A 25851-nucleotide genomic window follows, 5' to 3' on the forward strand; every position below is an offset into this window, starting at 1 on the left:
GTTATGCGTTCCCCTTAGCAGAGTCTTTCGCTTGTTCGTCATTGCCGTTGGCCAGCAGTTCCTGGCGCAGGGCCTCGGGGGCCAGCGGGAAGCCGAGTTGCTGGCGGCTGTCGAAGTAGGCCTGGGCCACGGCGCGGGCCAGGGTGCGGACCCGCAGGATGAAGCGCTGGCGCTCGGTGACCGAGATGGCGTGACGGGCGTCCAGCAGGTTGAAGGTGTGGGAAGCCTTCAGCACCTGTTCGTAGGCGGGCAACGCCAGACCGGCTTCGATCAGGCGCTTGCTCTCGCGCTCATGGACGTCAAAGCAGTGGAACAGGAACTCGGTGTCGGCCTGCTCGAAGTTGTAGGTGGACATCTCCACCTCGTTCTGGTGGAACACGTCACCGTAAGTGACCACCCCATCGGGACCTTCGGTCCACACCAGGTCGTAGACACTGTCCACGCCCTGCAGGTACATGGCGATCCGTTCCAGGCCGTAGGTGAGCTCGCCGGTGACCGGGTAACACTCCAGGCCACCCACCTGCTGGAAGTAGGTGAACTGGGTCACCTCCATGCCGTTGAGCCAGATTTCCCAACCCAGACCCCAGGCGCCCAGGGTGGGGGATTCCCAGTTGTCTTCCACAAAGCGGATGTCGTGCACCAGCGGGTCCAGGCCCAGGGCCTTGAGGGAGTCCAGGTAGAGTTCCTGGATGTTGTCCGGCGAGGGCTTGAGCACCACCTGGAACTGGTAGTAGTGCTGCAGGCGGTTGGGGTTCTCGCCGTAACGGCCGTCGGTGGGCCGGCGGCTGGGCTGCACGTAGGCGGCGTTCCAGGTTTCCGGTCCGATGGCCCGCAGGAAGGTGGCCGGGTGGAAGGTGCCGGCCCCCACTTCCATATCCAGTGGCTGGAGAACCACGCAGCCGTGCTGCGCCCAGAAATTCTGCAGAGCCAGGATCAGCCCCTGGAAGGTTTTGACGTCCGGGCTCTTAGTGTTTGTTGCCTTGTCAGTCACGACGATTGCCTGCTAGTCGGTCTGTATGTCGCGCACCGGCCGGGGCCGGGGCGCATTGAATGAAAAGAGCAGCATTATACGCTGCCGCCGTCCGGTTTTCTAAGTCGGGGTTGTAACCGGCTGGCCGGCCGGTCGCAAAACTGGGAACGCCGTCAGAAAAAGGTCAGGCCCACCTGGAACAACCGTTCTACATCACGGATTCTCGACTTGTCCACCAGGAACAGGATGACGTGGTCATCGGGCTGCACCCGCAGGTGATCGTGGGCGATGAGCACCTCGTTATGGCGGACAATGGCGCCGATGGTGGTGCCCTCCGGCAGGGCGATCTCGTCCAGCCGCTTACCCACCACCTTGGAGGACCGGTGATCCCCGTGGGCGATGGCCTCGATGGCCTCGGCCGCCCCCCGGCGCAGGGAGTGAACGTTCACCACATCACCCCGGCGCACGTGGGTCAGCAGGCTGCCAATGGTGGTCTGCTGCGGCGAGATGGCGACGTCGATGTCGCCACCCTGGATCAAGTCGACGTAGTCCGGGTTGTTGATCAGGGTCAGTACCTTGCGGGCGCCGAGCCGTTTGGCCAGCAGCGAGGCCATGATGTTGGCCTCGTCATCGTTGGTGACCGCGCAGAACACGTCGGTGTTCTCGATGTTCTCTTCCAGCAGGATGTCCTTGTTGGCGGCGTTGCCCTCCAGCACCACGGTCTTGCGCAGGCTTTCGGAGAGCATCACGCAACGCTCGCGGTCCCTCTCCAGCAGCTTGACCTGGTAACGGCTCTCCAGGGTATGGGCCAGGCGCTGACCGATGTTCCCGCCGCCGCAGACGAAGATGCGCTTGTAGGGTTTCTCCAGGGGCTGGAGTTCGCTCATCACCGAGCGGATGTGGTCGGTGCCGGCGATGAAGAACACCTCGTCGCCGTCTTCGATCACCGTATCGCCCTGGGGAATGATTGGTCGGTCCTTGCGGAAGATGGCCGCCACCCGGGTTTCGATACGGGGCATGTGGGTGCGCAGGTAGGACAGTTCGTGCCCCACCAGGGGGCCGCCCTTGGTGGCCCGGATCGCCACCAGCCGCACCAGGCCCTTGGAGAATTCCAGCACCTGCAGGGCCCCGGGGTACTCGATCAGGCGGGTGATGTGACGGGTGACCAGGTGCTCGGGACTGATCAGCACATCGACCGGAAAGCCCTGCTCGCCGAACAGCTCCTTGCGGGCCAGGTAGGCGTTGGCCCGCACCCGGCTGATCTTGGTGGGGGTCTTGAACAGCACGCTGGCCACCTGGCAGGCGACCATGTTGACCTCGTCGCTGTTGGTGACCGCGATCAGCATATCGGCGTCGTCGGCCCCGGCCTGACGCAGGATTGTCGGGTAGGAGCCCCGGCCCTGCACCGTGCGGATATCGAGCCGGTCCTGCAGCTCCCGCAGCCGGGTGCTGTCGGCGTCGATCACCGTGATGTCGTTGGCCTCGTTGGCCAGGTTCTCGGCCAGGGTACCGCCCACCTGGCCGGCGCCGAGTATGATGATCTTCATAAGTCCCTTACCTGTACCGGCCCGGGGCCGGACTGCTGGTTACTCATCGTGCTTGATCAACACCGCGTAGAAGAAGCCGTCGTGGCCATCGGGCTGGGGCAGCAGCTGGCGGCCCTGGCCCATGTCCCGGCCCCAGGCGACGTCTGGCTGCAGCAGCCGTGCCTCGGGTTGAAGCTTGAGAAACCGCTGAATTATACGGTGATTCTCTTGGGGGAATACAGAACAGGTGGCGTACACCAGCCGGCCGCCAGGGGCCAGGGTGGGCCACAGGGCCTCCAGCAGCCTCAGCTGGATGGCGGCCAGCGGCGTAATGTCGTCTTCCCGCCGCAGCAGCTTGATGTCCGGATGGCGGCGGATGACCCCGCTGGCACTGCAAGGGACGTCCAGCAGGATCCGGTCGAACCGTTGGCCATCCCACCACTGGGCGGTATCGGCGGCATCGGCGGCCAACACCCGGGCATCGAGGCCGAGGCGGTCCAGGTTCTCGTCAATGCGGGCCAGCCGCTCCGGGGACTGGTCGAGGGCCACCACTTCGGCCAGGCCTTCACAACTTTCGAGGATGGCGCAGGTCTTGCCACCGGGCGCGGCGCAGGCATCCAGCACCCGTTGGCCGGCGGCCAGATCCAGCAGGCTGGTGCACAGCTGGGCGGCCTCGTCCTGGACACTGGCGGTGCCATCGACAAAGCCGGGTAGGCGATCCACCGGGACCGGATGCGCCAGCTGGATGCCGTGCGGCGCATGGGGGGTGGCCGCGGCGTCGATGCCCGTCGCACGGAGACGGTCCAGATAGTCGTCCCGGGCGATCTGCCGGCGATTCACCCTGAGGGTCATCGGGGCCTGGACATTGTTGGCGGTGAGGATGTCCTGCCAGTCGTCGGGCCAGTTGTGTTGCAGCTTGGCCACCATCCAGTCCGGGTGACTGAGCTCGATCTCCGGGCGGATTGGCGCCGGCTCCCCTTCCCGCTCGGCCTTTCTCAGCACGCCATTGACCAGGCCGGTGAGGTGGGGCTTACCGAGGGCCCGGCAGGCTTCCACAGTTTCGTTGAGCACCGCGTAGGTGGCCTGCTGGCTGAAGCGCAACTGGAACAGCGCCACCAGCATCAGCTGGTGGACAATGCGATCCTGTTTGCGCAGTGGCCGCTTGAGCCGACCCTGCAACTCGGCATCGAGCCGGTGGAACCAGCGGCAGCTGCCGTAACACAGCGCCTGCAGCTCGCCCCGTTCCTGGTCGGCCACCCGGGCCTGGGCCGGAGGCAGGCACTGGGACAGGGACTGGCCCTGCTCCACCGCCAACAGGACCTGGGCGGCGAGCGCCCGTAATGGCAGGGGGCCGTGGCTCATCTAGTGCAACTCCTGGCCGACCAGCAGCAGTTCCTTACCGCCGTTGATCAGGTCGTTCACCGTCTGCGCCCGGGTACCGGGCAACTGGACCCGGAGGATGCGCAGCACTCCCTGGCCGCACTGGACGTCAATGCCGTCCCGCTCCCGGCGAACGATGGTCCCCGGGGGACCGCCGCCGTCGCCATCCATTGGCCGGGTCTGGTGAATGCGAAGGCGCTGTTCACCAAGATCGGTGTAGTTGCCGGGCCAGGGGGTGAAGGCCCGAACCTGGCGATCGATCTCGGTGGCAGAGCGTTGCCAGTCGATATGGCCTTCCTGTTTGCTGAGCTTGTGGGCGTAACAGGCCTGGCTGTCGTCCTGGGATTCGCCCTCGAGGGCGCCGGCCTGCAATCGCGCCAGGGCGTCGACGATGGCCTCGCCGCCGAGCTCTGCCAGACGGTCGTGCAGGCTACCGCCGGTGTCGTCCTCGGTGATCGGCGTAGGGCGTTTGAGCAGCATGTCGCCGGTATCCAGGCCCGCATCCATCTGCATGATGGTAATGCCGGTTTCCCGGTCACCGGCGGCGATCGCCCGCTGGATGGGGGCGGCGCCGCGCCAGCGTGGCAGCAGCGAGGCATGGATGTTGAGGCAACCCTGGCGGGGGATGGTCAGCACCGGCTCGGGCAGGATCAGGCCGTAGGCGGCGACCACCATCACGTCCGGTCGCAACCGGGCCAGTTCCTGGCGGCTCTGCTCGGACTTGAAGTCGACCGGCTGGAACACCGGCACCCCGGCGTCCAGGGCCACCTGCTTGACCGGGCTGGGCATCAGCTTGCGCCCGCGTCCGGCCGGCCGGTCGGGTTGTGAGTAAACGCCCACTACCTGGTGATCGGTGTTCAGCAGGGCCTTGAGGGCGACAGCGGCAAAATCGGGCGTACCAGCAAAAACGATTCGCACGGGTTGGTAGTCTCTGCGTCGGTGGATACGAAAAGACCGGGTTGGCACCCGGTCTCAGGACGGTCATTGGGGTTCATCCGCTCCCGGACATGGGGCCTCAGGCGCGGATCTTGTGCTGTTTCTCCAGCTTCTTGCGGATCCGGTTGCGTTTCAGGGCACTCAGGTAATCCACAAACAGCTTGCCATTGAGGTGATCCATCTCGTGCTGGATACACACCGCGAGCAGGCCGGTGGCTTCCAGCTCGAAGGGCTCGCCATTACGGTCCAGGGCCTTGATCCGGACGTGTTCGATGCGTTCGACGTCCTCGTAGAAGCCGGGCACGGACAGGCAGCCTTCCTGCATCTTCTCGTACTCGCCGTCGAGGACCTCCACCTGGGGATTGATGAACACCCGGGGTTCGCTGCGGTCTTCCGACAGATCCATCACGATCAGTTGCTTGTGGACATTGACCTGGGTGGCCGCGAGACCGATGCCGGGGGCATCGTACATGGTCTCGAACATGTCGTCGATCAGCTGGCGAATCTCGTCCGTGACCTCGGTCACCGGCTTGGCGACGGTGCGCAAGCGGGGGTCCGGATATTCCAGGATGTCTAGGATCATAATGGGTCGAATCTTTCGTAAAGTGCGTTACAGTCGGTGTCGGCGTGCTCGCCAGGTTCGGATTCGATGTCCGAAATGCGACGGTGTACTGCGCATCGCCCGCGCCCTATCCATTATGATCGGGACAAAAGGGCGCGATTCAAGTGAACACCGGCTTGGACAGCGGTATTATCCCCCAAGTTCACGCCTGAGTACAAACTGACCAGGACCGCGGTCTGGTCCAGGTAGAATCTACTGGAAGAACAAAAGATAACATCACAATTTGCGAGACTTCTTCTATAGTAGTGGGATACGCACCGTGGACCGGTCTGGCGACCCGCCACCACAACCAACGATTAAGGCACGCGATCAAGGACTTACACAATGAGGAAACTGCTGTACGCTCTGGCGGCGACAATGCTGCTGCTAACTTCCTGGGCACAGGCCGCCGAGCCTGAGTTTCGGTCCGACCATCCCGAGCGTTACACCGTCGTCAAAGGGGACACCCTGTGGGACATTTCGTCCCGTTTCCTGGACAACCCGTGGTACTGGCCCGAGATCTGGCACGTCAATCCACAGGTACAGAATCCCCACCTGATCTACCCAGGCGATGTCCTGGCCCTGGTCTACATCGACGGTCAGCGCCGTGTGACCAAGGTGACCTCCAGCGACGTGGTGCGGCTGTCGCCACAAATCCGCTCCGAGCCCATCGACACCCCCATTCCGGCCATTCCGCTGGATGCCATCAGCAGTTTCCTGTCCGATACCCGGATTGTCAGTGCCGAGGAGCTGGAAGGCGCTCCCTACGTGCTGGAGGGTGAAGATGGCCGCATCATCACCGGAGCTGGGGACCGCATCTACGCCCGCGGGGATAAACCGGCGGACAAAATTGGCGTGTTCCGTCGCAGCAAGCGGTTTGTGGACCCGGACACCGGCGAATTCCTGGGCCTGGAAGCCCGGGCCATTGCCCGCGGTGAGGTGGCCGCTGAGAATGGCGATGTCCTCACCGTGGACCTGAACAGCTCCACCGAGGAAGTCCGCATTGCCGACCGCCTGCTGGTCAGCGAGGACCGTAGTATCAGCACCCGCTTCGTACCCAGCGCACCGGACAGCGACATCCGTGGTGAAATGATTTCGGTGGAAGGCGGGGTGACCCAGATTGGTCAGTACGACGTGGTGGCCATCAACCGCGGTGAACGGGAAGGTCTGGCGCCGGGCAATGTGCTGGCGGTGTTCAAGACCGGCAACCTGGTGCGCGACCCGGTCACCAACGAAACCGTCAAGCTTCCGGATGAGCGTGCGGGCCTGGTGATGGTGTTCCAGGCCTATGAAAAGATGAGCTACGGCCTGGTGCTGCAGGCGCTGCGCCCGCTGTCCCTGGGGGATCGGGTCCAGAACCCCTGATCCCGGGCCGGACGGTTCCAGATCAACCACAGAGCCGGGTATGCCCCGGCTCTTTTTTTGTAGCCACTGTGTTCTTGACCCGCCAGGATGGCGAACCGCGACAAGGAAGCCCAGCAATGACCGAGAACGCCTGCCCCCTGCAGACCCCCCTTGATCTGTTCACCGCCGACGCCGGCGCCTGGCTGCTGCTGGCGCACCTGCCCGGCCACGCCCGCAAGCGCCGCCTGGCGCTGCTGGACCAGATCGACTCACCCGGGCAGCTGTTGGCCGCCAATGTCGCCACCCTCAAGAGCCTGGGGCTGGCCGCCACCGCCATGGAAACGATCCAGGCCTGGCAGCGCCGGGACCTGGAGCACCCGGAACTGGCCAGGCTGCAGGGCTACCTGGCAGCCTGTCAGCGTGGGGGCATCGACCTGATGACCTGGGCGGACCCGGATTACCCGGAGCCGCTGCGCCATATACACGATGCGCCGCTGGTGCTGTACCTCCGGGGCGACCGGGCGTTGCTGACGCGGGAGCAGATTGCCGTGGTGGGCAGCCGCAACGCCTCCCATGCCGGCCTCGATCACGCCCGCCGTTTTGCCGCGGCCCTGAGCGAACGGGGCTACCTGATCACCAGTGGCCTGGCGCTGGGGGTGGACGGGGCCGCCCATGCCGGTGCCCTCGATGCCGGCTATCCCACCGTGGCGGTGATCGGCACCGGCGTCGATATTCACTACCCGCGCGCCCATCAACGGTTGGCGGAGCGGATTGCCGGCCATGGCCTGATCGTCTCCGACCTGCCGCCGGGAACGCCTCCCAAGGCGGCGCACTTTCCCCAACGCAACCGGATCATCAGCGGCCTGAGCCGTGGCATCCTGGTGGTGGAGGCGGGGCTGCGCAGTGGTTCGCTGATCACCGCACGGCTGGCGCTGGAACAGGGCCGGGAGGTGTTCGCCATCCCGGGCTCGGTGCACAACCCCCAGGCCCGGGGCTGTCACCAGCTGATTCGCCAGGGTGCCAGCCTGGTGGAAGCGGTGGCGGACATCGAGGCGGAACTGGGGGCCTGGTGGTCGACGCCGGTGCCCTCCGCGACCGGGCCTGAGCGGCGGGGACCTGCCCCCGGCCTGGCCGATGACCAGCCGCTGCCGGCGAGCCTGGAGCAGCGGGAAATCGCGGTCTGGCAGGCATTAGGGTATGATCCGCAGTCAACCGATGTGCTGTGCGATGCCACCGGCCTGGCGGCCGATCAGTTGATGCAGGCGTTGTTGCTACTGGAAATGCAGGGCCTGGCCGCATCGGCCCCGGGGGGCTACGTACGGCTGGCCTGAAATCTGTCACCGGAAATGAAGCGTCAATGAGTAACCGTCCGAGTCCTCTGAACGACTGGCAGCGTCACTGTGTCCGCCGCACCCTGGAGCGGGGGGGCGTGATTGCCTACCCCACCGAGGCGGTGTGGGGGCTGGGTTGCGATCCCTGGAACGAAGATGCGGTGATGCGCGTGTTGGCGCTCAAGCAGCGCCCGCTGCACAAGGGGCTGATCCTGGTGGCCGCCTCGGTGGCGCAGGTCGAGTTCCTGCTGACGCCCCTGGCCCCGGAGCTGCGCCAGCGGGCCCTGGCGCACTGGCCCGGCCCGGTGACCTGCCTGATCCCCGACCTGCAGCAACAGATCCCCACCTGGGTGCGGGGCCGTCACGCCTCGATCGCCGTGCGGGTGAGTGAGCACCCGGTGGTACGGGATCTGTGCAACACCGCGGGCATGCCGCTGGTCTCCACCTCCTGCAATCCCGCCGGCCGACAGCCCGCCCGCTCGGGCTGGCAGGTACGCAGGTATTTCAACGACCGTCTCGACTGGCTGGTGCCGGGGGAGCTGGGGCACGAGCGCAAGCCCAGCCGGATCCTCGACATCCGTACCGGTCGACGGCTGCGTTAGGAGTCAATTATGTCTTCCACCTCCCGACCCGATACCGAGGCCGTTCGGCAATACCTCCTCGGCCTGCAACAACGTATCTGCGATGGCCTGAGCGAACTCGATGGCCAGGCCGAGTTCATCACCGACAGCTGGACCCGTCCGGAAGGGGGCGGCGGCATCAGCCGGGTGATCAGCGAGGGTGCGGTGATTGAGAAGGGCGGCGTCAATTTCTCCCAGGTGATGGGGGAGACCATGCCCCCGTCGGCCACCGCCCACCGCCCTCACCTGGCCGGTGCCCCCTGGCAGGCCATGGGTGTATCACTGGTGATACACCCGAACAATCCCTACGTGCCAACCTCCCACGCCAACGTCCGTTTCTTCATTGCCACGCCAGCGGAGGGGGAGCCGGTGTACTGGTTCGGCGGGGGTTACGACCTGACCCCCTACTACGGCTTCGACGACGACTGCGTCCACTGGCACCGGGTGGCCAAGGCCGCCTGCGATCCCTTCGGCGACACCGTCTACCGGGACTACAAGCGCTGGTGTGACGAGTATTTCTACCTCAAGCACCGCAATGAACCGCGGGGCGTCGGTGGCCTGTTCTTCGATGACCACAACAGCGGCGACTTCCGGCGCGATTTCGAGCTGATGCAGGCGGTGGGGGACAGCTACCTGGAGGCCTACCTGCCCATCGTCGAACGTCGCAAGGACACCCCTTACGGGGAACGGGAGCGGGATTTTCAGCTCTACCGCCGTGGCCGCTACGTGGAGTTCAACCTGGTCTACGACCGGGGTACCCTGTTCGGCCTGCAGTCCGGTGGCCGTACCGAGTCGATTCTGATGTCGATGCCGCCGCTGGTGCGCTGGGACTATGGCCGCAGCCCGGAGCCCGGCACCGAGGAAGCGCGGCTGACCGACTACTTCCTGACCGCCCGCGACTGGTTGGAGCTGAACGATGACCAATGACCTCTATGCGGTGGTGGGCAACCCCATCAGCCACAGCAAATCGCCCCGTATCCACAGCCTGTTTGCCAGCCAGACCGGCGAGCCGGTGGAGTACACCGCCATCCAGGCCCCGCTGAACGGTTTTGCCGGCACCGTGCGCCAGTTCTTCGCGCGCGGCGGCAAGGGCCTGAACGTGACGGTCCCCTTCAAGGAGCAGGCCTGGCAACTGGCGGAGCACCGAACCGAACGGGCGCAGAAGGCCGGTGCCGCCAACACCCTGTATGCCAACAGTGAAGGCTTACTGACCGCCGACAACACCGATGGCCAGGGCCTGGTCACCGACCTCGACGTTAACCACGGTGTCGACCTGGCCGGACGGAACATCCTGGTGCTGGGCGCCGGTGGGGCGGTGCGGGGGGTCCTGGGGCCCCTGCTGGCGGCCAGACCCGGTGCACTCACCATCGCCAACCGCACCGTCGCCAAGGCCGAGGCGCTGGTGACCCTGTTTGCGCCGGAGGCTGGCGAGACCCGCCTGAGCGCCTGCGGTTTCGAGGCGCCGACCACGCCGTTTGACCTGATCATCAACGGCACCAGCGCCAGTCTGCAGGGCGACCTGCCGCCATTGTCACCAACTGTGATCGATCCCCGGACGGTGGTGTACGACATGATGTACGCTCTGACCACCACCACTTTCAATCAGTGGGCCCTGGATCACGGCGCGCAGCGGGTATATGACGGTCTGGGGATGCTGGTGGAACAGGCGGCCGAGTCCTTTCGGGTGTGGCGGGGCGTGGCCCCGGATACCGCCCCGGTGATCGCGGCCCTGCGCGACGACTGATCGGCCACCCGGTCCAACTTGGGCTATGCTAGGCTGATCGGAATCCCTCGGGGCACCGGTTACCGGCATCCTCACCGTTGTTGTCTCCGGATCCACCGGTCTGGTGAATGGTAAAGGCGTAAGGCAATCCATGGACATACTCACTCTCGTTGGCCTGATTGCGGGCGTACTGATCGTCGTCCTGGCGATGCTGGCCAACGCCACCCTGCTCACCTTCCTCAACCTGCCGGGATTGGCCATCGTGGTGGGCGGCACCTTCGCCGTCACCCTGGTCAAGTTCCGTCTGTCGTCGGTGATGGGCGCCTTCAAACTGGCCCTGTCCGCCACCTTCACCGAGCGCGTGGACCCCCCCACCGCGCTAATCCGTGAGGTGAGCGAACTGGCACGGGTGGTGCGTAAGGAGGGCATCCTGGGGCTGGAAAACCACAGCACCCAGAACCCGTTCCTGCGCAAGGCCATCAACCTGTGCGTCGACGGCCATGCCCCGGAACTGGTGGAGGAGGCGCTGGCCCAGGAGATCCAGCAGACCGCCGAGCGCTATGAGGTGTCGGAGCGGGTGTTCCGCGGCATTGGCGAGTCGGCCCCGGCCATCGGCATGCTGGGGACCCTGGTGGGCCTGGTGCAGATGCTCAACACCCTGGACGACCCCTCCTCCATCGGCCCGGCCATGGCCATCGCCCTGTTGACCACCCTCTACGGTGCCTTCATTGCCCAGCTGATTGCCCTGCCGCTGGCCGACAAGCTGTTGTTGAAGGCCGAGGACGAGCAACGCAATCAGATGCTGATCGCCACCAGCATCCGCAACATCATGCGGGGTGAGAATCCACGGGTGATGACGGAGTTGCTGTCGTCCTTCGTCAACCCGGAACATCGCAGTGGACTGACCCCCGAACGGGAGAGCTGACGGTGCAGCTCAAACGCGTACCGGTACGGAAGAAACGCGGCAGCGGCTCGCCGGCGTGGATCGTCACCTTCGCCGATCTCGCCACCCTGCTGCTGACCTTCTTCATCCTGCTGTTATCGTTTGCCGAACTGGATGCCCAGAAGTACCGGATGATGGCCCAGTCCATGGCGGTGGCGTTCGGTTCCAGCAACGTCGCGGCCGATGCGGTGGGCGGCTCGCCGCTGACCCTGATCGAGAGCGACACCGTCTCCCTGCCCGAGCCGATGGAGGCCGCAGCGGAGAAGCCGGAACTCATTGATGAACGGGTCGCCGACGAGGCCCCCACCCCGGTCGCGGCCGGGATTGTCGAGCTGGCCAGCCGGCTGATCGAGACACTGGAACCCCAGGTGGCCTCCGAGGCGCTGACGGTCAGCTACGACACCGAGCGGGTGGTGATCCGGTTTTCCGAAGAGGCGACCTTTCGCTCCGGGGAAGCAACGCTCAAGCCGGACATGACCCCCATCCTCGAACGGGTGGTTCAGGTGCTGTCGAAGTGCACGGGGGACGTGCTGGTGGCAGGCTATACCGATGACCGGCCGATCGTCAGCAGTCGTTATCGCTCCAACTGGGACCTGTCGGCAGCCCGGGCGGTGTCAGTGGTTCACCAACTGGTACTCAACCGCCAGGTACCCGCGGACCGGGTCACCGCCGCCGGTCGCGCCGAGACCAACCCGTTGGTGCCCAACGACACCCCGGCCAACCGGGCCCGCAACCGGCGGGTGGAGATCACCATCCGAGACCCGGAATGCCAGCCGGATGTGCCCACCGCCGAGCTGCCGCTGGAAATCCTGCCATAACCGGAAGCGGCGCTCCTTATTCATCCAGGTCAATGGCTCATTCCCAAATCCTATAAACATGACGGCCCCGGATCGTTATACTGTCGGCCTTTCAATGCCCGAGGCCACATCCCGGGGTGTGGGCCCAACCGAGAAGAGAGAGATCATGAGCGGACCAGAAAAACCGAAGGTGATTGGCGAGGAGCTGAGCGACGAGCGTATCAAGAGCTTCCTGGCGGTCACGCCCTACGATACCGAGGAAAACGAAGACTATTTCGTGTTGATCCGCGCCTACCAGTCACTGCGGGAAGGCGACTTCGAGCGGTTTGTGGGGTTCTTCACCGAAGCCGGCCGTGACCTCAACGCCATCAACGGCGAAGGCCAGACCATCCTGGACCACGTTTGCGAGCATCGGCGCAGCGCGGCCTATGCGGAAACCCTGAAAAAGGCCGGCGCCCTGCCCGCCGCGGAGGTCGGCCGCTAACGCGACCGACTCCACGCGGAAACGCCCCCATCGGGGCGGGGGTCAGTTGACCTCCACCTCGATGGCCTTGGGCTCCTGCGGCTCCACCTTGTTGAGGGTCAGGGTCAGGATGCCATCCTTGAAGTTGGCGGCGATGCTGGACTGGTCCACGTTGTCCGGCAGGGTAAATCGCCGGGTAAAGCTGCCGTACACCCGCTCGATCCGGTGCAGCTTCTTGTCCTGGGTTTCTTCCTCCTGTTTGCGTTCCCCCTGGATGGCGAGCACGCCGTCGTTCACGGTGACTTTCACGTCCTCCCGTTTCATGCCGGGCAGTTCAGCCTCGATGGTGAACGCCGATTCGGTTTCCTTGATGTCCACCACCGGCGCCCAATCGCTGCGACTGAACATGCCTTCCCGTTCACCATTGGTGCGGGGCAGGTTAAAAAACCGGTTGTAACGATCGAAGAGATCCTCGAACTCACTCATTGGGTTCCAGCGTGTAATGTTGCTCATAATGAAACTCCTCCCACGAACCTGAAATCACAGGATGCTTGGGCGCATCCCCCTGTTTTGTCAGACATCAGCTCCGTTCTTGGAACAGCTCCATCACAGTGGCGCCTACTGGACGGGTATCCTCGAACTGCCTCTATTTTGCTTTATAGGAACAGGGGGCGGGAATTTCAATGGCTGATTTTTGATCAGCATTAAGAGGGTATGGGTTGATCCCAGCCTGGTGTGTTCGGGGGTGATGCCCAGGAGAGCGGAAGAAGACCCACCACCGTCCACAGGTACCCAACTCTAGGGCTACGAAGAGGAATCCCCAGTCAAATATTCGTCCTTCAACTTCACATAATTCGCCGCAGTATACTTGAAGAACGATCGCTCCTTGTCAGTCAGCGCCCGCGCCTGCTTGCAGGGCGAGCCCACGTACAGGTAGCCGGATTCCAGCTTCTTGCCCGGTGGCACCAGACAACCGGCGGCAATGATCACCTCGTCGCCCACCTCGGCGCCGTCCATGATGATCGAGCCCATGCCCACCAGCACCCGGCTGCCGATGGTGCAGCCGTGCAGCAGGGCCTTGTGGCCCACGGTGACGTCGTCGCCCAGGATCAGCGGCCAGCCCCCCGGGTTGTAGTCGCTGGCGTGGGTGATGTGCAGCACCGAGCCGTCCTGGAGGCTGCAGCGGTCGCCGATGCGAATTTTGTGCATGTCGCCGCGGATCACCGTCATTGGCCACACCGAACAGTCGTCACCCAGCTGCACGTCACCAATCACCGTGGCGGTGGGGTCAATCCAGACCCGTTCGCCGAATTGTGGTCTGGTCCCCTTGTGTGAACGGACATTCGTCATTACATATACCTCTATACGCGGTTGAGCCGGTGGCGTTCGCCACACTTCGGATTGCCGCTCAAATTACCTGACCTGCCACGCACTGAGAAGGGGACTTATGACAAACCCACTGCTGACCGATGACCTGTTACCGGCCTTTGGACGGATCCGCACCGAACACATGGAGCCGGCGATCGACCAGATCCTCAGTGACAACCGGGTCCAGATCCAGGAACTTGCCCAGCAGGCGGACCCCACCTGGGACACCCTGGCCCAGCCCATGCAGGCCCTGGACGACCGGCTCAACAACGCCTGGTCGGTGATCTCCCACCTCAACGGGGTGATGAACAACGACGAACTGCGCGACGTCTACAAGCGGGTGCTGGAGAAACTGACCGAGTACAGCACCGAGGTCAGCCAGAACGCCGAGCTGTGCGCCGCCTACAAGAAACTGGCGGAGCGGGACGACTTTGCCGGGCTCAGCGAAGCCCAGCGCAAGGCCATCAGCAATATCCTGCGGGATTTCCATCTGGGCGGCGTCGACCTGCCGCCGGCACAGAAGCAGCAGTACGCCAACCTGTCCCGGGAGTTGGCGGAGCTGTCCAACAAGTTTAGCGACAATGTCCTCGACGCCACCCAGCATTGGTTCCGTCACATCACCGAGGCCGAGGAGCTGTCGGGCCTGCCGGAAACCGCGCTGGAAGGCGCCCGGGCCGCCGCCCAGCAGCGGGACCTGGACGGCTTCGTGATCACCCTGGATTTCCCCAGCTTCTTCCCGGTGATGACCTACTGCGACAACCGGGACCTGCGCCGCGAGGTGTACGAGGCCTTTGTCACCCGCGCCTCGGACATGGGCCCGGACGCCGGCAGGTGGGACAACTCCCAGGTGATGGCGGAAATCCTCAAGCGCCGGCACGCGCTGGCCCAACTGCTGGGCTTCAGCAATTACGCCGAGCGCTCCCTGGCCACCAAGATGGCCCGCAGCGTGGACGAGGTGATGGCGTTCCTCAACGAGCTGGCAGCCAAGTCGAAGCCGGTGGCGGAGCAGGAAGTGGCGGAACTGGAGGCCTTTGTCAGGGAGCACTACGGCGTGGACGAGCTGGAGGCCTGGGACATCGGCTACTACAGCGAGAAGCTGCGCCAGCAGCAGTACGACATCTCGCCGGAAACCCTGCGGCCCTGGTTCCCGGTCGACAGGGTGGTGCCGGGCCTGTTCGCGGTGGCCGAGAAGCTGTTCGACGTGCAGATTGAGGCCCAGCCGGAGGTGGCGACCTGGCACCCGGATGCCACCGCCTACCGCATCAGCCGCCACGGCCAGCCCATCGCCTGGTTCTACCTCGACCTCTATGCTCGTCAGGGCAAGCGCGGCGGTGCCTGGATGGCGGATTGCCGGGTGCGCTGGCGCAACCAGCAGGGGCACCTGCAGCTGCCGGTGGCTTTCCTGACCTGCAACTTCACCCCGCCGGTGAACGGCAAGCCGTCGCTGCTGACCCACGACGAGGTGACCACCCTGTTCCACGAGTTCGGCCACGGCCTGCACCATATGCTGACCCAGGTGGAGGTGGCGGAGGTGTCCGGCATCAACGGCGTGGCCTGGGACGCGGTGGAGCTGCCCAGCCAGTTCCTGGAGAACTGGTGCTGGAACCGCGAGTCCCTGGCGTTGATCGCCTCCCACCACGAGACCGGCGAGCCGCTGCCGGAAGACCTGCTCGACAAGCTGCTGGCGGCGAAAAACTTCCAGTCCGGCATGCAGATGGTGCGGCAGCTGGAGTTTTCGCTGTTCGACTTCCGCCTGCACGCCGAGTTCGATCCAAAGGCACCGGTCAATCCGCTGGAAGTGCATCGCCAGGTGCGCAGCGAGATCGCGGTGATCCGGGCGCCGGAATTCAACCGCTTTCCCAACAGCTTCTCCCACATCTTTGCCGGCGGCTATGCGGCGGGCTACTACAGCTACAAGTGGGCCGAAGTGCTGGCGGCGGATGCCTTCTCGCTGTTCGAGGAACACGGCATCTTCGATCCGCAGACCGGCAAGGCGTTTTTGACCAACATCCTGGAAAAAGGCGGGTCCCAGGAGCCGATGGAGCTGTTCAAGGCCTTCCGGGGCCGTGAACCGGAGGTGGATGCCCTGCTGCGGCAGTCGGGCATTACCGACCACGCCGCCTGAAGGCGGTCCCGGTAGGTTACAATAGCCACAGAGCCGGGCCGGTCGACACTGGTGTCGTCCCGGTCCTGGACCCTGTGTGAACAACGACTGATGAGAGAAGCAACATGGCGAGTCCCAAACGTTTTATCGCCGGCGCCGTCTGCCCCCGTTGCGCGGAGATGGACAAGATCGTGATGTACCGTAACGACGAGGGCCAGTTCCGCGAGTGCGTGGCCTGCGGATACACCGACAAGCAGGGCGAGGTCCAGGCCGCCGAGCTGGAAACCCGGGTTAACAAAAAGCAGAACGAGGACGACCACACCGTCAAGCAGGTGGTGTTCTTCAAGGCCAGGCAGGAGGACTGAATTCCCCCCAGCTGTTGAACTTTGTGCAGCGGCCAGCGCGTGGACCTGCTCCGCTGTCCATCAGGGCACGTCCTGTGTTTGGCCAGATACCGCCGCATCCTTGCCGCGGTATCGGACTCCCCCTGACCGTCGTGGTCTGCTGAGATGTTGCCAACCCGCCCGGGGCGTGTTTTGAACCGAACCTGCGATTACAGCACCATTGCCGCCAACCAGCCGAAGGCCAGCAGCGGCAGGTTGTAGTGCAGGAAGGTGGGCACCACGGTGTCCCAGATGTGATTGTGCTGGCCGTCGACGTTGAGCCCGGCGGTCGGCCCCAGGGTGGAATCCGAGGCGGGTGAGCCGGCATCACCGAGGGCGCCGGCGGTGCCCACCAGGGCCACGATGGCCAGCGGACTGAACCCCATCTCCAGGGCCAGGGGCACGTACAGGGCGGCGATGATCGGGATGGTCGAGAAGGACGAGCCGATGCCCATGGTGATCAGCAGGCCCACCACCAGCATCAGCAAGGCGGCCAAGGCCCGGTTGTCGCCGATGGCGCCCACCGAACTTTCCACCAGGGACTGGATCTCGCCGGTCTCCCGCATCACCTCGGCAAAGCCTGAGGCGGCAATCATGATGAAGCCGATCATCGCCAGCATCTTCATGCCTTCGGTGAACAGGTCATCGGCTTCTTTCCATTTCACCACGCCCGACAGGTTGAACAGCACGAAGCCGGTCAGCGCGCCGAGGATCATCGAACCCAGCCACAGTTGCACCACGAAGGCGGCGGCAATGGCGACCAGGGCCATCACCAGGGTGCGGCCGCTGTAGGCGACGTTGACCCTTTCGGTGCGGGTAATCGCGTCCAGGTCGTAGTGGCGGTCGCCGCGGTAACTGACGAACACCGCCACCCCCAGCCCCAACAGCATGCCCAGCGCCGGTAGTGCCATGGCGGACATCACGTTGAGTCCTTCGGTGCCGACGCCGTTGTCGTTGACGTTGGCCAGCAGGATCTCGTTGAGGTAGATGCCGCCGAAGCCCACCGGCAGGAACATGTAGGGGGTGATCAGGCCGAAGGTGAGCACACAGGCCACCAGCCGCCGGTCCATGCTCAGCCGGGCCATCACGTACAGCAAGGGGGGAACCACCAGCGGGATAAAGGCAATGTGGATGGGCAGGATGTTCTGGGACGACATGGCGATGGCGATCAGCAGACCGATGATCAGCAGGCGGATACCGCCGGCGGCCTTGCCGTCATCCTGCTTGCCGACGAGCGCCAGGGCCCGGTCCGCCAGGGCGTGGGCCAGTCCCGACTTGCCAATGGCCACGGCGAAGGCCCCCAGGGTGGCGTAGGACAGGGCGACAGTGGCGCCACCACCCAGTCCGCTGTTGAACGCTTCGATGGTGGCGTCCAGCGACAGGCCACTGATCAGGCCTCCGGCAATGGCACCGATAATCAGGGCAACGACAACGTGAATGCGGCACAGGCTCAGCACGAGCATGATCCCGACCGCAGCGACGACGGCATTCATGGCAGTCTCCGGTTGGACAAATGGGCGAGAAAAAGCCGCTAATGTGCCGGATGCCCATGGTCGCCGTCAAAGCGGGATTGTACCTAGTTGGGTTCGTACCAGGTTGCTGTCGTGCCTGGTTGGAACAGAAAGCAGCTAGCCGCTGGTGGGCCCGACATAGGCGAAGCGTGGGACTTGCTCACCGGCCACCTCCACGGTTTCCCGGAACATGCCCAGGGGGCGGACCCACAGACTGTGGTCGCCATAAAGGCAGCGATAGACCACCAGGGGTTCCTCGGTTTCGCTGTGCCGGGCCACACCCAGCACCTCGTAGTCCTGACCTTTGTAGTGGCGGTACCGACCGGGGGGGAGTTCGCGTGTCATGGTTGCGGTCTCGTGAGAAGCCGGGACCGGAGCCCCGGCTCGGGTGTCAGCTCTTCAGCTTGTATTTGCCCGGCCCCAGGAAGATCAGGGCCAAGGCGGTGAACAGGAAGAAACCCTGCAGTTCCAGTGCCCAACCGCCGGAGCCGCTGAGTGCCAGCAGCTCGTGACTGTGCACCAGGGCAATGGCCACCAGCATGTTGAACACGATAATCACCGCGCCGATGCGGGTCTGGTAGCCCAGTATCACCATCAGCGGCGCAATCACTTCACCAATATAGACACCATAGGCGAAGAAGGCGGGAATACCATGACTGGTCAGCTGACCTTCGATAAAGTCGATGCCGTGGATCAGCTTGGCAATGCCGTGGAACAGCAGCAGGCCGCCCAGGGTCAGGCGAACGATAAGCTTGCCGATATCTGCGTTATCGAGCACGTTTTTCTCCTACGAACAGGGATCTACCAGAAGGAACGCTAGCCTAGCGTAATTGTCGGGTGGCGCAAAGCGTGGGGATGATCGGACGGAAGACTAGAAACCGTTGCCCAGGGTCAGGCGGATGTGGTTGCGCACCAGCAGGTTTTCCCAGTACTCCCGCATCCAGTCCCAGGCGGCGTGTTGGGCCTGGTCGACAAACGGGTCCAGGTCCAGTTCGTAGTAGTCGGGGGTGCCGGCAATCTGCAACATGGTGACGGTGATGGACTCGTCCAGCTCGTTGGAGAAGGGTTCGCCGATCAGTTGATGGGCCAGCAGGTTGGCGCGGGTGGCTTCCACATCCACCAACCGGCTGCTGCGGATGGACCGGTTGTTCTCGTACATCTCCTCCATCAGCCGGTGACACAGGTAGGCCCGGATCAACAGGCCGTCCAGGCCCTCGTGACGGGCCAGCAGTTCCGATGGCTGGGTGAAATAACGGGTGGCGGCCTCGACAAACGGCGCGAACAGCTCCAGGCAGCCGGCTTCGCGGGCACAGGCCTCAACACACTCAATCAGCCGGGGGGCCATCTCGATGTATTCCACGGCAAACTGGAACAGGCTGATGGCCGGTTGGTAGCCGTCAACGGTAATACTGGCCGGGAGCGCTGACGCACGCGCCCGCATCTGCCGGAGGAACTCTCCGGAGTGGGCTTCCTGCCGGCGCGCCTGGTCGATGATGTTGAGTAATACCGCTGGTGTCATATCAGGAGAAGCCGGTGATTCAACGGAGTAGGGTCGCAAGGCGCCTCCCGCCATTCTGGTCCCGTCCCAAGAGCCAGGTTCCGGGTCTTCGCCCTCCCTGGTCGCCGTCAGCCCCTTGCCGATGGGCAATGCGGGGCCTCTTGAAAGAAGTGTAGTTGAGTTTTAACAGAGTGCCTGTACAAGCCCGATTACGTGAACCAGCGGTCGTTTTGAAGATCTTTGACAATTCGCCAGGCCATGCTGGCGGCCCTGGCCACCATCAGACAGATCAGCGAAAACCACAAGCCATGATTGCCCCAGCCGGTGGTCAGCCACCACACCGGCAGGAACACCACCACCGCCGAGAACAGCATGCTGTTCTGCATCTCCCGGGTGCGGGTGGCGCCGATGAAAATGCCGTCCAGCAGGAAGCCGCCCACCGACGCCAGCGGCAGCAGCCACAGCCAGGGCAGGTATTGCCAGGCGGCGTGCTGGACCGCCTCGATGCTCGTCAACAGACCAATCAGCCCGGGCCCGGCCAGCACGAACACGGCGGTGAACAGCACCGCCCCCCAGACGGACCAGCGCAGGGTGGCGGCACAGGTCCGGCGGAAGTAACGACGGTCCTGCTGGCCGATGGCCTCCCCCACCATGGCTTCGGCCGCGTTGGCGAAGCCGTCCAGGCCATTGGAGATCACCATCAGGAAGGTGATCAGCACCGCGTTGGCGGCCAGGATGACGTCCCCCTGGCGGGCGCCCTGGGCGGTGAAGAAGGCCAGCACCAGCAACAGGGTGACTGTGCGCACCAGGATGTAGCGGTTGACCCGCAGGAGGGCGGCGTAGTCGGTCAGGGTTCCCAGCAGGTGCCGCAGGCGGAACCGGGTGGCGGGGAGTCGGCCCAGCACCAGCCAGGCGCCAAGGCCGGCGGCGGCGTATTCGGCGATCACGGTGGCCAGCGCCACTCCCCGGCTGTTCCAGCCCAGGCCGGTGACGAACAGCACATCCAGCAGGATGTTCAGGCCGTTGGCGGCAATCAGCATCAACATCGGGCCGCGGGGAAACTGGGTACCGATCATCCAGCCCACCAGGGTGTATTGGCAGAGCACCGCCGGGGCACTCCAGATCCGGATGGCGGCGTACTCGGCGGCCAGCGCTGCCACCGCAGGGCTTGGATTCATCAGCGCCAGACCCAGCTCGATTACCGGTCGGTGGCCCAGGATCAGCAGCCCGCCAATCGCCATGGCAAGCAACAGCGAGCGCAATAACAGGGCGGTCTGGCCGAAGCCGTCCCGGCGTCCGTAGGCCTGGGCCGCCAGGCCGGTGGTGCCCATGCGCATGAAGCCGAAGGTCCAGTACAGCAGGGTGAACAGGTTGGCCCCGATCGCCACCGCGCCCAGGTATTCCGGGCTCGCCAGGTGGCCCAGTACGGCGGTGTCCACCAACCCCAGCAGGGGGACCGTCAGGTTGGTGAGCATCATCGGCCAGGCCAGGGCCCAGAGGCGTCGATCCAGGGTAGGCAGGGTCAGCCCGGAAAGTTTGGGTAACGGCATAGGGACATTGGGGGAGTGAATGGCTGTTTAGAAATTTTAATTATAAAAAAACCTTGTTAATAGTCGTTTATTGTTTAGTCGATTTTTAGCATTTCCCAAACCCCTGTCTATACTCATCAATGATTAATCCGTGAGCAGACTTCCACTTCGGTTCTAACGGTGCGTGCGAACACCGTCGGTTTCCGGAGCGGTGCGTTAGAAAATCCGACAAGAATAATCCTCTGCGGAGACACACTATGGGCGTGCACGCAATGCGGGCAGGTGTCCTCGCGGGTGGGCTGTTGCTGCCAGCCTGGTCCATGGCGGACTGGACTCTCAACATGACACCCGGCGTTACCGGCACCAGTAACGAGATTTTCAGCCTCCACATGACCATCCTCTGGATCTGCGTCGCCATTGGCGTGGTGGTGTTCGGGGTCATGTTCTGGTCGATCCTGGCCCACCGCAAATCCGAGGGCCACAAACCCGCTCACTTCCATGAGCACACCGCGGTGGAGGTGGCCTGGACCATTGTCCCCTTCGTCATCCTGGTGATCATGGCCATTCCGGCCACCGCCACCCTGGTGGATATGTACGACACCGGGGAGTCGGACATCGACATCAAGGTCACCGGTTACCAGTGGAAGTGGCGTTACGACTACATCAATGACGACTTCGGCTACTTCTCCAACCTGGCCACCAGCCAGGACGAAATCTACAACCGGGCGGAAAAGTCGGAGAACTACCTGCTGGACGTGGACAACCCCCTGGTGATTCCGGTGGGCAAGAAGATCCGTTTCCTGGTTACCGCCAACGACGTCATCCATTCCTGGTGGGTGCCGGCCTTCGGGGTGAAGAAGGACGCCATCCCCGGCTTCATCAATGAAACCTGGACCCGGGTGGATGAACCCGGCATCTACCGCGGCCAGTGCACCGAGCTGTGCGGCAAGGACCATGGCTTCATGCCGGTGGTGGTGAAGGCCGTGCCCCAGGAGGAATACGACGCCTGGAAGCAGGAGCAGATTGCCGCGGCGGAACGGGAGCGCCAACTCACCGAGAAGGACTGGACCCTGGAGGAGCTCATCGAGCGGGGTGAAGGGGTCTACGCCACCAACTGCGCCGCCTGTCACCAGGCCAATGGTGCCGGTGTGCCGCCGACCTTCCCGGCCCTCAAGGGCAGCCCGATCGTGACCGAGGACCTGCAGGCCCACCTGGACGTGGTGGTCAATGGGGTGTCCGGCACCGCCATGCAGGCGTTCGGACCTCAGCTCTCCGAGGCGGACCTGGCGGCGGTCATTACCTACGAGCGCAATGCCTGGGGTCACAACACCGGCGAGATGGTCACGCCGAAACAGGTTTTCGATTACAAGAACCAGCAGTAACTGACTGACAATCGCCACCGGCTGGTCCGGTGGCCACAGGGGGTCTTTCATGAGTGCGGTTATCGATACCCACACCGGAGAGCATCATCACGGGCCCGCCAAGGGCTACACCCGTTGGCTGTTTACCACCAACCACAAAGACATCGGCACCATGTACCTGGTGTTCAGTTTCGCCATGTTCCTGTTTGGCGGCAGCATGGCGATGGTGATCCGGGCCGAACTGTTCCAGCCCGGCTTGCAGATCGTCAATCCGGAATTCTTCAACCAGATGACCACCATGCACGGGTTGATCATGGTGTTTGGGGCGGTGATGCCGGCCTTCGTCGGCCTGGCCAACTGGATGTTGCCGATGATGGTGGGGGCCCCGGACATGGCGCTGCCACGGATGAACAACTGGAGCTTCTGGCTGTTGCCCTGTGCCTTCCTGATCCTGGCCTCCACCCTGTTCATGGAAGGCGGCGCACCGAACTTCGGCTGGACCTTCTACGCACCGCTGTCCACCACCTACGGGCCACCGAGTACCACCTTCTTCATCTTCGCGGTCCACATCATGGGGATCTCCTCGATCATGGGGGCGATCAACGTCATCGCCACCATCCTCAACCTGCGGGCGCCGGGCATGACCCTGATGAAGATGCCGCTGTTCGTCTGGACCTGGCTGATCACCGCCTTCCTGCTGATTGCGGTAATGCCGGTGCTGGCGGGCGTGGTGACCATGATGCTGATGGACATCAACTTCGGCACCAGCTTCTTCGACGCCAGCGGTGGCGGTGACCCGGTGCTGTTCCAGCACGTGTTCTGGTTCTTCGGCCACCCCGAGGTCTACATCATGATCCTGCCGGCCTTCGGCGCGGTGTCCCACATTATTCCGGCCTTCTCCCGCAAGCGGCTGTTCGGCTATGCCTCGATGGTCTATGCGGTGGGGGCCATCGCCCTGCTCTCCTTCGTGGTCTGGGCCCATCACATGTTCACCGTGGGCGTGCCCATCGCCGGCCAGTTGTTCTTCATGTACGCCACCATGCTGATTGCGGTGCCCACCGGGGTGAAGGTATTCAACTGGGTGACCACCATGTTCCGCGGCTCGCTCACCTTCGAGGCGCCCATGCTGTTTGCGGTGGCCTTCGTCATCCTGTTCACCATCGGCGGTTTCTCCGGCCTGATGCTGGCCATTGCCCCCGCCGACTTCCAGTACCACGACACCTACTTCGTGGTCGCCCATTTCCACTACGTGCTGGTGCCCGGCGCCATCTTCGGCATCTTCGCCTCCGCCTACTTCTGGCTGCCCAAGTGGACCGGCCACATGTACGACGAGACCCTGGCCAAGACCCATTTCTGGCTGTCGTTCATCGGCATGAACCTGGCTTTCTTCCCGATGCACTTCCTGGGGCTGGCGGGCATGCCCCGGCGGATCCCGGACTACGCCCTGCAGTTTGCCGACTTCAACATGGTCTCCAGCATCGGCGCCTTCATGTTCGGCGCCACCCAACTGCTGTTCCTGGTGATCGTGGTCAAGTGCATCAAGGGCGGCGAGAAGGCTCCGGCCAAACCCTGGGAAGGCGCAGAGGGGCTGGAATGGACCTTGCCCTCGCCGCCGCCGTACCACAGTTTCCAGACACCGCCGGAAGTCAAATAACGGCAGGGAGGAGCCATGGCCGAGTCGCAGCAACCGTCGACACGATCCAACGCCCGGGTGATCGCCTGGTGCCTGGCGGGGGTGGTGGGCATGTTCGGCTTCGGCTTTGCCATGGTGCCGCTGTATGAGGTGTTCTGTGACATTACCGGCATCAACGGCAAGACCGGCGGTCGTTACGAGAGCGTCGGCCAACTGGAACGGGACGAGACCCGGACCGTGGAGGTGCAGTTCATTGCCCAGAACGGGCCGGGCATGCCGTGGGTGTTCAAACCGGTGACCCGGAGTGTCGAGGTTCATCCGGGCGAGGCCACCACGGTGACCTTCTATGCCGAGAATCCCACCACCGATGAGATGGTGGGCCAGGCGGTACCGAGTCTGGCGCCGGCGGAAGGCACCCTGTATTTCCACAAGACCGAGTGCTTCTGCTTCAACCAGCAGACCCTGCAGGCCGGGGAAACCGTGCGGATGCCGTTGGTGTTTATCGTCGACCAGGCGCTGCCGGAGCATATCCACAAGCTCACCCTGTCCTACACCCTGTACGACCAGAGCAAGTTGCGGGAAGTGTCCCGCATTGAGCAGGCAATAACGACAACAAACGGTAACGGATAATTCGTCGGAGGCTGGCATGGCGACAGACCAGACGCACACCCACGAGGAGTACTCGTATCAGAAGTACTACGTGCCCGAGCAGAGCAAGTGGCCGATCATTGCCACTGTTGGTCTTGGGGTGACCCTGTTCGGCGTGGCGTCGATCATGGTGAACAGTTCCCAGGGCGAGTCCACCGGCGCCTCCTGGTTCCTGTTTCTGGTGGGCAGCCTGATCATGGCCTACATGCTGTTTGGCTGGTTTGGCAATGTGATCGAGGAGAGCCGCTCGGGCCTGTACAGCGACCAGATGGACCGCTCCTTCCGCTGGGGCATGAGCTGGTTCATCTTCTCGGAGGTGATGTTCTTCGCCGCCTTCTTCGGTGCCCTGTTCTACGCCCGGGTGTTTGCCGTACCCTGGCTGGGGGGCGAGGGTGACCGCGGCTCAAGCAACCTGCTCTGGGAAGGGTTCCAGGCCACCTGGCCGCTGATCAATACCCCGGATCCGGAGCTCTATCCGCCGGCCAAGGAAGTGATTGGCCCCTGGGGGCTGCCGCTTTTGAACACCATCCTGCTGGTGACCTCGTCACTGACGGTGACCATCGCCCACCATGGCCTCAAGCAGAACAAGCGCGGCAAGCTGAAGCTCTGGCTGGCGGCCACCATCGCCTTGGCCCTGGGGTTTGTCTTTGTGCAGGGGTACGAGTACATCCACGCCTACCAGGACCTCAACCTCACCCTGGAATCCGGCATCTACGGCACCACCTTCTTTATGCTCACCGGCTTCCATGGGGCCCACGTGATTCTGGGGACCCTGATGCTGACTATCATGCTGGTCCGCGTTTTCAAGGGGCATTTTACGCCGGATCAGCACTTCGGGTTTGAGGCGGCCAGCTGGTACTGGCACTTCGTGGACGTGGTCTGGCTGATGCTGTTTACCTTCGTCTACATCCTGTAGCGGGGCCAGCTGTTCAGGGCGTGGGGTTGAGGGTGAGGTCGCCGTGCCACAGGGCCACCACGATCAGTGCAATCAGGGCCAGGCTGAGGCCCACCCGGACCGCCAGGGAGTTAACCACCCGGTTGGTCCGGCCGCCGTCCTTGATCAGGAATACCAGGCCGGTGAACAGGCTGACCAGTACCGCAATCATCATCAACACTATGACTGCTTTTAGCATGGGGGGGCTCCGGTTGGTTTATGGGCAGACAAAGCAAAACCAGGGATCA

General features: G+C 63.7%; 27 protein-coding genes. 14 read left to right on the top strand and 13 right to left on the bottom strand.

The annotated features are described in order from the left end of the window. Position 1: 1 nt before the first annotated feature. The 5 genes from glyQ to def form a co-directional block, all read right to left on the bottom strand. On the bottom strand, positions 2-991 hold the full coding sequence (glyQ, locus tag R3175_RS07845) for a glycine--tRNA ligase subunit alpha (RefSeq protein ID WP_318943500.1): 990 nt from the start codon (positions 989-991) through the stop codon (positions 2-4). A gap of 152 nt (positions 992-1143) precedes the next feature. Beyond that, a complete protein-coding gene (gene trkA, locus R3175_RS07850) occupies positions 1144-2517 on the bottom strand; it encodes a Trk system potassium transporter TrkA (protein ID WP_318943502.1) in 1374 nt (457 codons plus the stop codon). Between the two features lie 39 nt (positions 2518-2556). Beyond that, positions 2557-3858 (bottom strand): 16S rRNA (cytosine(967)-C(5))-methyltransferase RsmB, encoded by a 1302-nt coding sequence (gene rsmB / locus R3175_RS07855; protein ID WP_318943505.1) that lies wholly within the window; start codon positions 3856-3858, stop codon positions 2557-2559. Then, a complete protein-coding gene (gene fmt / locus R3175_RS07860) occupies positions 3859-4794 on the bottom strand; it encodes a methionyl-tRNA formyltransferase (protein WP_318943507.1) in 936 nt (311 codons plus the stop codon). A 97-nt stretch (positions 4795-4891) separates the two neighbouring features. Then, positions 4892-5398 (bottom strand): peptide deformylase, encoded by a 507-nt coding sequence (gene def / locus R3175_RS07865; protein WP_318943693.1) that lies wholly within the window; start codon positions 5396-5398, stop codon positions 4892-4894. Positions 5399-5758: 360 nt separating this feature from the next. Here def and R3175_RS07870 point away from each other — a divergent pair, with 360 nt between their 5' ends. From R3175_RS07870 to R3175_RS07905, 8 genes are all read left to right on the top strand, one after another. After that, a complete protein-coding gene (locus R3175_RS07870) occupies positions 5759-6778 on the top strand; it encodes a LysM peptidoglycan-binding domain-containing protein (RefSeq protein ID WP_318943509.1) in 1020 nt (339 codons plus the stop codon). 116 nt (positions 6779-6894) lie between these two features. Next, entirely contained in the window at positions 6895-8088 is a 1194-nt protein-coding gene (gene dprA, locus R3175_RS07875) for a DNA-processing protein DprA (protein ID WP_318943512.1), read from the top strand. A 26-nt stretch (positions 8089-8114) separates the two neighbouring features. Beyond that, complete coding sequence (locus R3175_RS07880) at positions 8115-8690, top strand: L-threonylcarbamoyladenylate synthase (RefSeq protein ID WP_318943514.1); 576 nt, start codon at positions 8115-8117, stop codon at positions 8688-8690. 9 nt (positions 8691-8699) lie between these two features. After that, on the top strand, positions 8700-9635 hold the full coding sequence (hemF, locus tag R3175_RS07885; RefSeq protein ID WP_318943516.1) for an oxygen-dependent coproporphyrinogen oxidase: 936 nt from the start codon (positions 8700-8702) through the stop codon (positions 9633-9635). Next, positions 9625-10452 (top strand): shikimate dehydrogenase, encoded by an 828-nt coding sequence (gene aroE / locus R3175_RS07890; RefSeq protein ID WP_318943517.1) that lies wholly within the window; start codon positions 9625-9627, stop codon positions 10450-10452. Before hemF ends, aroE begins: the two co-directional genes overlap by 11 nt. A gap of 130 nt (positions 10453-10582) precedes the next feature. Next, the gene (locus R3175_RS07895; RefSeq protein WP_318943519.1) at positions 10583-11356 is read left to right on the top strand and encodes a MotA/TolQ/ExbB proton channel family protein; all 774 of its coding nucleotides are present in this window, start codon (positions 10583-10585) and stop codon (positions 11354-11356) included. A gap of 2 nt (positions 11357-11358) precedes the next feature. Beyond that, positions 11359-12192: a type VI secretion system protein TssL, long form gene (tssL, locus tag R3175_RS07900; RefSeq protein ID WP_318943521.1), complete on the top strand. Its 834-nt coding sequence runs from the start codon at positions 11359-11361 to the stop codon at positions 12190-12192. A gap of 145 nt (positions 12193-12337) precedes the next feature. Continuing rightward, positions 12338-12655, top strand: coding sequence for a PA4642 family protein (locus tag R3175_RS07905; RefSeq protein ID WP_318943523.1), 318 nt, complete (start codon positions 12338-12340; stop codon positions 12653-12655). A gap of 42 nt (positions 12656-12697) precedes the next feature. Here R3175_RS07905 and R3175_RS07910 read toward each other — a convergent pair whose 3' ends face one another. After that, positions 12698-13147: an Hsp20/alpha crystallin family protein gene (locus R3175_RS07910; protein ID WP_318943524.1), complete on the bottom strand. Its 450-nt coding sequence runs from the start codon at positions 13145-13147 to the stop codon at positions 12698-12700. A gap of 291 nt (positions 13148-13438) precedes the next feature. Then, positions 13439-13984, bottom strand: a complete 546-nt coding sequence (locus R3175_RS07915) for a gamma carbonic anhydrase family protein (RefSeq protein ID WP_318943526.1) — start codon at positions 13982-13984, stop codon at positions 13439-13441. Positions 13985-14081: 97 nt separating this feature from the next. On the opposite strand from R3175_RS07915, the gene prlC reads away from it, so the two are divergent. Together prlC and R3175_RS07925 are read left to right on the top strand one after the other, a co-directional pair. Then, positions 14082-16127, top strand: coding sequence for an oligopeptidase A (gene prlC / locus R3175_RS07920; protein WP_318943528.1), 2046 nt, complete (start codon positions 14082-14084; stop codon positions 16125-16127). A gap of 104 nt (positions 16128-16231) precedes the next feature. Next, positions 16232-16471: a YheV family putative zinc ribbon protein gene (locus tag R3175_RS07925; protein ID WP_318943531.1), complete on the top strand. Its 240-nt coding sequence runs from the start codon at positions 16232-16234 to the stop codon at positions 16469-16471. Between the two features lie 188 nt (positions 16472-16659). On the opposite strand, the gene R3175_RS07930 is transcribed toward R3175_RS07925, so the two are convergent. The 5 genes from R3175_RS07930 to R3175_RS07950 all read right to left on the bottom strand — a co-directional run bounded on the left by R3175_RS07930 (position 16660) and on the right by R3175_RS07950 (position 21048). Beyond that, positions 16660-17982, bottom strand: coding sequence for a Na+/H+ antiporter family protein (locus tag R3175_RS07930; RefSeq protein ID WP_318943532.1), 1323 nt, complete (start codon positions 17980-17982; stop codon positions 16660-16662). A gap of 135 nt (positions 17983-18117) precedes the next feature. Further along, positions 18118-18345: a DUF1653 domain-containing protein gene (locus R3175_RS07935; protein ID WP_318943534.1), complete on the bottom strand. Its 228-nt coding sequence runs from the start codon at positions 18343-18345 to the stop codon at positions 18118-18120. A gap of 46 nt (positions 18346-18391) precedes the next feature. Continuing rightward, positions 18392-18778 carry a DoxX family protein gene (locus R3175_RS07940; RefSeq protein ID WP_318943536.1) on the bottom strand — a complete coding sequence of 129 codons (387 nt, stop codon included), beginning with the start codon at positions 18776-18778 and terminating at the stop codon, positions 18392-18394. A gap of 93 nt (positions 18779-18871) precedes the next feature. Then, positions 18872-19519, bottom strand: a complete 648-nt coding sequence (locus tag R3175_RS07945) for a hypothetical protein (RefSeq protein ID WP_318943538.1) — start codon at positions 19517-19519, stop codon at positions 18872-18874. A gap of 188 nt (positions 19520-19707) precedes the next feature. Continuing rightward, positions 19708-21048 carry an MATE family efflux transporter gene (locus R3175_RS07950; RefSeq protein ID WP_318943540.1) on the bottom strand — a complete coding sequence of 447 codons (1341 nt, stop codon included), beginning with the start codon at positions 21046-21048 and terminating at the stop codon, positions 19708-19710. Positions 21049-21284: 236 nt separating this feature from the next. Between R3175_RS07950 and coxB the strand changes: the two genes are divergently transcribed. Genes coxB through R3175_RS07970 form a run of 4 tightly spaced genes read left to right on the top strand, consistent with a single transcriptional unit; the run spans position 21285 to position 25585 of the window. Continuing rightward, the gene (gene coxB, locus R3175_RS07955; RefSeq protein WP_318943542.1) at positions 21285-22409 is read left to right on the top strand and encodes a cytochrome c oxidase subunit II; all 1125 of its coding nucleotides are present in this window, start codon (positions 21285-21287) and stop codon (positions 22407-22409) included. 49 nt (positions 22410-22458) lie between these two features. Next, positions 22459-24042, top strand: a complete 1584-nt coding sequence (ctaD, locus tag R3175_RS07960; protein WP_318943543.1) for a cytochrome c oxidase subunit I — start codon at positions 22459-22461, stop codon at positions 24040-24042. A 15-nt stretch (positions 24043-24057) separates the two neighbouring features. Continuing rightward, a complete protein-coding gene (locus R3175_RS07965) occupies positions 24058-24651 on the top strand; it encodes a cytochrome c oxidase assembly protein (RefSeq protein WP_318943544.1) in 594 nt (197 codons plus the stop codon). A 16-nt stretch (positions 24652-24667) separates the two neighbouring features. Continuing rightward, positions 24668-25585, top strand: coding sequence for a cytochrome c oxidase subunit 3 (locus R3175_RS07970; protein WP_318943545.1), 918 nt, complete (start codon positions 24668-24670; stop codon positions 25583-25585). Between the two features lie 13 nt (positions 25586-25598). Here the strand turns inward: R3175_RS07970 and R3175_RS07975 are convergent, their stop codons facing one another. Next, positions 25599-25802 (bottom strand): twin transmembrane helix small protein, encoded by a 204-nt coding sequence (locus R3175_RS07975; protein WP_318943547.1) that lies wholly within the window; start codon positions 25800-25802, stop codon positions 25599-25601. Positions 25803-25851: the final 49 nt, after the last annotated feature.

The organism is Marinobacter sp., assembly GCF_033722735.1.
Lineage (GTDB): Bacteria > Pseudomonadota > Gammaproteobacteria > Pseudomonadales > Oleiphilaceae > Marinobacter.

What these genes read in the sequence shown, in the direction of transcription:
- R3175_RS07965 (WP_318943544.1), top strand. Translation starts at nt 24,058, where the DNA reads ATGGCCGAGTCGCAGCAACCGTCGACACGATCCAACGCCCGGGTGATC.
- R3175_RS07915 (WP_318943526.1), bottom strand. Translation starts at nt 13,984, where the DNA reads ATGACGAATGTCCGTTCACACAAGGGGACCAGACCACAATTCGGCGAA.
- R3175_RS07930 (WP_318943532.1), bottom strand. Translation starts at nt 17,982, where the DNA reads ATGAATGCCGTCGTCGCTGCGGTCGGGATCATGCTCGTGCTGAGCCTG.
- R3175_RS07945 (WP_318943538.1), bottom strand. Translation starts at nt 19,519, where the DNA reads ATGACACCAGCGGTATTACTCAACATCATCGACCAGGCGCGCCGGCAG.
- aroE (WP_318943517.1), top strand. Translation starts at nt 9,625, where the DNA reads ATGACCAATGACCTCTATGCGGTGGTGGGCAACCCCATCAGCCACAGC.
- R3175_RS07935 (WP_318943534.1), bottom strand. Translation starts at nt 18,345, where the DNA reads ATGACACGCGAACTCCCCCCCGGTCGGTACCGCCACTACAAAGGTCAG.
- R3175_RS07970 (WP_318943545.1), top strand. Translation starts at nt 24,668, where the DNA reads ATGGCGACAGACCAGACGCACACCCACGAGGAGTACTCGTATCAGAAG.
- ctaD (WP_318943543.1), top strand. Translation starts at nt 22,459, where the DNA reads ATGAGTGCGGTTATCGATACCCACACCGGAGAGCATCATCACGGGCCC.
- R3175_RS07870 (WP_318943509.1), top strand. Translation starts at nt 5,759, where the DNA reads ATGAGGAAACTGCTGTACGCTCTGGCGGCGACAATGCTGCTGCTAACT.
- R3175_RS07880 (WP_318943514.1), top strand. Translation starts at nt 8,115, where the DNA reads ATGAGTAACCGTCCGAGTCCTCTGAACGACTGGCAGCGTCACTGTGTC.
- R3175_RS07905 (WP_318943523.1), top strand. Translation starts at nt 12,338, where the DNA reads ATGAGCGGACCAGAAAAACCGAAGGTGATTGGCGAGGAGCTGAGCGAC.
- R3175_RS07895 (WP_318943519.1), top strand. Translation starts at nt 10,583, where the DNA reads ATGGACATACTCACTCTCGTTGGCCTGATTGCGGGCGTACTGATCGTC.
- R3175_RS07925 (WP_318943531.1), top strand. Translation starts at nt 16,232, where the DNA reads ATGGCGAGTCCCAAACGTTTTATCGCCGGCGCCGTCTGCCCCCGTTGC.
- hemF (WP_318943516.1), top strand. Translation starts at nt 8,700, where the DNA reads ATGTCTTCCACCTCCCGACCCGATACCGAGGCCGTTCGGCAATACCTC.
- trkA (WP_318943502.1), bottom strand. Translation starts at nt 2,517, where the DNA reads ATGAAGATCATCATACTCGGCGCCGGCCAGGTGGGCGGTACCCTGGCC.
- dprA (WP_318943512.1), top strand. Translation starts at nt 6,895, where the DNA reads ATGACCGAGAACGCCTGCCCCCTGCAGACCCCCCTTGATCTGTTCACC.
- R3175_RS07910 (WP_318943524.1), bottom strand. Translation starts at nt 13,147, where the DNA reads ATGAGCAACATTACACGCTGGAACCCAATGAGTGAGTTCGAGGATCTC.
- R3175_RS07950 (WP_318943540.1), bottom strand. Translation starts at nt 21,048, where the DNA reads ATGCCGTTACCCAAACTTTCCGGGCTGACCCTGCCTACCCTGGATCGA.
- coxB (WP_318943542.1), top strand. Translation starts at nt 21,285, where the DNA reads ATGGGCGTGCACGCAATGCGGGCAGGTGTCCTCGCGGGTGGGCTGTTG.
- prlC (WP_318943528.1), top strand. Translation starts at nt 14,082, where the DNA reads ATGACAAACCCACTGCTGACCGATGACCTGTTACCGGCCTTTGGACGG.
- R3175_RS07975 (WP_318943547.1), bottom strand. Translation starts at nt 25,802, where the DNA reads ATGCTAAAAGCAGTCATAGTGTTGATGATGATTGCGGTACTGGTCAGC.
- rsmB (WP_318943505.1), bottom strand. Translation starts at nt 3,858, where the DNA reads ATGAGCCACGGCCCCCTGCCATTACGGGCGCTCGCCGCCCAGGTCCTG.